General features: G+C 58.7%; 5 protein-coding genes. 3 read left to right on the top strand and 2 right to left on the bottom strand.

Annotated features, from left to right (window positions below):
* Nucleotides 1-231 precede the first annotated feature (231 nt).
* A complete protein-coding gene (locus tag NW819_RS02935; RefSeq protein ID WP_414412836.1) occupies nt 232-2,013 on the top strand; it encodes an NADPH-dependent assimilatory sulfite reductase hemoprotein subunit in 1,782 nt (593 codons plus the stop codon).
* Nucleotides 2,014-2,022: 9 nt separating this feature from the next.
* On the opposite strand, the gene NW819_RS02930 is transcribed toward NW819_RS02935, so the two are convergent.
* On the bottom strand, nt 2,023-3,054 hold the full coding sequence (locus NW819_RS02930) for a 2Fe-2S iron-sulfur cluster-binding protein (RefSeq protein ID WP_414412835.1): 1,032 nt from the start codon (nt 3,052-3,054) through the stop codon (nt 2,023-2,025).
* A 173-nt stretch (nt 3,055-3,227) separates the two neighbouring features.
* Here NW819_RS02930 and NW819_RS02925 point away from each other — a divergent pair, with 173 nt between their 5' ends.
* A complete protein-coding gene (locus tag NW819_RS02925) occupies nt 3,228-4,052 on the top strand; it encodes a tetratricopeptide repeat protein (RefSeq protein ID WP_414412834.1) in 825 nt (274 codons plus the stop codon).
* Between the two features lie 79 nt (nt 4,053-4,131).
* Here NW819_RS02925 and NW819_RS02920 read toward each other — a convergent pair whose 3' ends face one another.
* On the bottom strand, nt 4,132-4,479 hold the full coding sequence (locus NW819_RS02920; RefSeq protein WP_414412833.1) for an STAS domain-containing protein: 348 nt from the start codon (nt 4,477-4,479) through the stop codon (nt 4,132-4,134).
* Nucleotides 4,480-4,632: 153 nt separating this feature from the next.
* Here NW819_RS02920 and NW819_RS02915 point away from each other — a divergent pair.
* On the top strand, nt 4,633-5,248 hold a 616-nt coding region (locus tag NW819_RS02915), incomplete at its 3' end, for a glycosyltransferase family 2 protein (RefSeq protein ID WP_414412832.1).

Genomic DNA, 5,248 nt, shown 5'->3' with positions numbered 1-5,248 from the left:
TTGGAGCTGCAGGGGAATTGTGCCTGGCAACTGTGGTCGGTGCAGGAGTACGGTGCCCGCCTAGCCCTGGCCAGCTAGCAGCGCCGACATCTCCAGCTGACTCAAATGACAAGCTTTGCGGGTTTGGAACAAAACCCGGATAAGAGGCTGACTTTTCCAACTGGACGCTCTTCAAAGGAGGTGATAGCCTGTTATTCACAAGTATTCCGACCGGTTTACTGGAGATTATCAATGCCCCCTATGATCCCATCCGAGGCCAAGCGTTCCAAGGTGGAGCAGATCAAGGCAGACAGCCACTTTCTACGGGATCCCCTTCAGCAGGAGCTGGCCCAAGACACCACCCACTTCAGCGAAGCAGCGGTGCAGGTGCTGAAGTTTCACGGGGCTTACCAGCAGGACGACCGGGATCGGCGGCAGCAGCGAAAGCAGGAGGGGCTGGAGCGGGCCTATTCGATGATGTTGCGCACCCGCATCCCAGGGGGACACGTGCCCCCCCAGCTTTACTTGACCCTGGATCGGCTGGCCGATGAGTACGGCAATGGCACCCTGCGAGCCACAACGCGGCAAACCTTTCAGTTGCATGGGATCCTCAAGAAAAACCTCAAGGCCACCATAGCCAGCATTCTCAAACAGATGGGATCCACCCTGGCCGCCTGCGGCGATGTCAACCGCAACGTGATGGCACCGGTTGCCCCCTACAAAAATCGCCCTGCCTATCGCTATGCTCAAGAGTATGCCCGCAAGCTGGCGGATCTGTTGGCTCCGAAGACCTCTGCCTACTACGAGATCTGGGTGGATGGGGAGCCGGTTCCCATCCCACCGGTGGATGAGGAAGTGCGGGAAGCAGAGCAGTTTGTGGGCAACGGGGTGCGCCTGGAGGGGCCAGAACCTCTGTATGGCCCCGTCTATTTGCCCCGCAAGTTCAAGACAGCCATCACCGTAGCTGGGGAAAACACGGTAGATGTGTACTCCCAGGACTTGGGCTTGATTGTGCTCACGGATCGCAAGGGCAACTTGAAGGGCTTCAACATTGTGGTGGGTGGGGGCATGGGGCGTACCCACGGCAAGGAAGAAACCCAGCCCCTTTTGGCCCAAAAGCTCTGCTTTGCCCCGCCGGAATCGGTGTATCGGGTTTGCCAGGCCGTTTTGGCGGTGCAGCGAGACTACGGCAACCGGCACGATCGCAAGCAGGCGCGGCTGAAGTATCTGGTGAGAGACTGGGGGATCCGCAAGTTTCGCCGCGTTGTCGAGGAGTATGTGGGGGAAAAATTGCCCCGGTTTCGCCCCCTACCCAAGTTTGTCCCCAACAGCGACGACTACCTAGGCTGGCACGAGCAGGGGGATGGCCGTTGGTTTTTGGGCATTTCCATCGAAAATGGCCGTATCCAGGACACCCCAGAGCGACAGCTCAAGACGGCACTGCGCCGGATTGTGGAAGCCTTTTCTCTGGACATGCGGCTGACCCCCACTCAGGACGTGATCTTTATTGACATCGAGGATGGCCAGCGGGAGGCCATCAACCAGATCCTCAAATCCCACGGGGTGCTTTCCAAGGAAGAGATCCCCCAACTGGTGCGGCTGTCGATGGCCTGCCCTGCCCTGCCCACCTGTGGGTTGGCGATTACCGAGTCGGAGCGGGCTTTGCCGGGGCTGGTTCGCCAGTTGGATCGGCTGTTGCAGGAGCTGGATCTGCAGGATTCGCCCTTTTTGGTGCGCATGACCGGCTGCCCCAACGGCTGTGCCCGACCCTACTTGGCGGAACTGGGATTGGTGGGATCCGCCCCCGATGGCTACTACCAGATTTGGCTGGGAGCCAGCCCGCAGGGGGATCGCCTGGCGCAAGTGTTTCAGGATCGGGTACACATCAGCCAGATCGTGCCGCTCATGAGAGTTCTCCTGCAGGTCTACAAGCAGGAGCGCCGTCCTGGCGAGAGCTTCGGCGACTACTGCCACCGGATGGGGATCCCCTACCTGAGGGCCCAGGTGCAGCAAAGGGATGGCGTTTTTGCCTGAAGGGATCCCTCAAAAACGAGACCAAGCCTGTAGCCATTCCCGGAGCGCTTCCAGCCATCCAATCGGTTCGGGCTTGGCTGCTTCTGGAGCTTCCTCCTCGCCAGCCGGCAAGCTAACTTGGTCAGGGTGCACCCTGTAAACTCGGATGGGTTTGGCGTTGGGAACGGGTTTCACCGAAAGAGGCTCCACCTGCAGGAGTTGCCCTTCCACTGCTCGATACACGGCTGCCGAGATGAGCAACCGAAAGCTCTGTTCCTCAGTCTGTTCCCCCCCTTCCGAAAAATCCTCAACCGACTCCAGCCAGGTGGCAACATTGACCGACTTGCCAAAGGCAGACAGCCGCTGCGGATCTTGGGGATCGAGGGGGAGCAGAAGAACCGGGCCGTGGTGGATCCCGAGGGTGAGCTTAACCTGGGGGTAGGAGAGTTGCCGCAGAGACCTATTCAACTCCGCCACCGACTGTCCAAGCGCCAATCCCGCCTGCAGCGCCTGCTGTATGGCCAGCTCGGGTTGTTTGAGACCAAACAAAGCCAGACTTCTCAGCCCGCTCTGGTTGGCCAGTACTCCCCCATATTGCTGCACCAAGGCCCCCATTTGGGCGAAGTAGCGACCCAAGGTGTAGACAACATCGTAGGGAAAGTTCTCCTCGTCGAAGTTGGCCGTCCCCCGCAGGGAAGCGCTGAGAATGGCGGCGGTGACTTGGCTGCCGACCGAATGGGCCTGCAATTGATGTTGGGCCACTTCCACATCTGCTTTATCGATCACCAGCCGTTGCAGGGTGACATCTCCAGTGATGCGGGTTTGACAGGCCAGACGAATATGTACAGGAAGGTCTAGCCGTTGAGCTAACTTCTTCTCGGCAGGAGTCATGCTGCGGCAGTTTTGGCTGCCTTCCAAAATCAGGATGCGACAGGTGGAGCAGGCGGCATTGCCCCCACAGGCATGGACATGGCGCACCCCCGCCTTGAGCAGATTTTCCAGAACCGTGAGCAGGGGATTGGCTTCCAAGGTGAGGTTGTCGGGGTAACAGGTGATCCGCATGGTTAAGAGGGAGTGAGGGGTGGCAAAAAGATTCAGCACTACCTAAATTCAGTACGGCATTGCCCTCCCCTTGGATGCTGTTTTCAAAAGTTTTGGGTATTGGGTAACCTCACCCCGCAGCCTGCCCCGGCGCCGATGATAGAGTACAGAGGAGTCTTCTGCGCGAGCCCTTTATGCCTCAGTCCAAACCCCAAGAATCCCCAGCCCGCAAGCTCCTCAACATTTTGCTGCTGGTGGTGGGCACGGTAACTTTCTTGGGCTTCTCCTTTGGCCCGCTATTCCAGGCCCTCGGGCCTTCCAAATCTCCAGAGGCCAGCCTGGTAACCGAGCAACTGCGGGCCCAGGCAGACGGCTATCGCGTCGTGCTGGAGCGGGAGCCGGATAACCCCATTGCCCTGCGGGGGTTGATCGACACCCAACTGCAATTGAACGAGCCGCAAGGGGCCATTGAGCCGCTGAAGAAGCTGGTGGAACTGGAGCCCGAAAATCGGCAACTGCGAGCTTTTTTGGCCCAAATCCAACAGGATACGGGGGATTTTGAAGGGGCATTAGAACAGCTCCAGATCCTTTACGAGGGGGATCCCAAAGATGGCCAGGTGCTGCAGCAGTTGGTGGATGTGCAGCTAACCCTGGGCCGCACCTCTGAGGCCATTGCCCTGCTGGAGAAGCATCTTGAAGAAGTGCCGGAAGATAATGATGTACGTTTGCGCTTGGCCTTTGTCTACGCCCGCAACAACCAGACTGAGAAAGCTGTAGTCCTCTACGACAAGTTGATTGCGGCGGATCCCAGTGATTTCACCCCCGTGTTGGGCAAAGCCATAGCCCTCAGCTCCGCCACCGATGAAAACCTACGGGCAAAAGCGCCTGAGCTGTTTGAGCAAGCAGCCCGGCTGGCCCCGCCCCAAGTTCGGGAGCAGATTCGGCAACAGGCAGAAGTTTATGCCCAGGTGAACCGGCCCCAGACGGTCGAGAACCAAAACAGCAACCCCTCCCCCTGAGCAGGTTTTCAACCGTTAGGCTAATCCAGGTGTTGAGAAGCTGATCCCTGACGGTTCTCAGTTGACCCGATAGGGAGAGCTACGGAAAAGACTCAAGTGCCTTTTCTACAGAGGGGTAGATCTCGTAAATGGCATCCAAGCCGGTGATGGAGAAGAGCAGCTTGACCTGCTCCTGCAGGCTGCAGAACTTGAGTTGATAGCCCGAAGCGCGGCAATGGCGATGCGCCCAAACCAGAACCGACAACCCCATGCTGTCGATCAGGCTAACCTGACTAAGATCAAACAAGAAATGCCCCGGTTTCTCGGTGAGAATTTGGCTTAGCTCTTTCCGTACCTCGCGGGCAATCGCGGCGTTGAGCCTTTCACTGTGCAATTTCACAACCGTAACAGGGGATCCCTTGTGGCTGAGCTGGATGAAGACATCCATGAAAAGCCCGTCAGGTTTGAGGGGGGATGGGCACAGGCACGATGCAACCAGACTGATTTTGAATTGCTAAATCACCATGAGTATGAGTTTGTCCTCCCTGGGCTTCTCTTGCAAGCATTCTTGGACACTTTTCCCTTACAGGTTAGAACTGGCATGAACGGGATCCCTGCCTGGGCTGGAGATGCTGCCGCCCTGAGCCTACTGGTCATGCAAGTGCCGATGCTGGCGGTGTTGCTGGCTCGTCTTTTGCCATCTCTGCGTCGCCCTTCCCCCCTGCCTCCCGGTCAGCCTGGGATCCCTTTGCAGCCGGGCTTGGTCAGCGTGTTGTTGCCCACCCTCAACGAAGCCGAGCGCATCGATCCCTGCCTGGAAGGATTGCACCAACAGAGCTCCGTCCTGCGGGAGGTGCTGGTGGTGGACAGCCGCTCTCAAGATGGCACCCCCGAAAAAGTGCTGCAGATGGCCAAGCGGGATCCCCGCTTTCGCCTGCTGACCGACGATCCCCTCCCCGGCGGATGGGTGGGCCGCCCCTGGGCTTTGCACTACGGATTTCTCCAGTCGGATCCGGCCTCTGAGTGGATCCTGGGCATCGACGCCGATACCCGCCCCCAGCCAGGCTTGGTGGAGCGCCTGCTGGAAACTGCCCAGGCCCAAGGTCTGGATCTGATCACCCTGGCACCGCAGTTTATCCTGCAGCACTGGGGGGAAAGCTGGCTGCAGCCGGCTCTTTTGGTGACCCTGATCTACCGCTACGGGGCCGCCGGAGACA

The organism is Synechococcus sp. R8-2 (assembly GCF_047461715.1).
Classification (GTDB): Bacteria; Cyanobacteriota; Cyanobacteriia; order Thermostichales; family Thermostichaceae; genus Thermostichus.
This window is presented reverse-complemented; position numbering and strand designations above follow the sequence as displayed.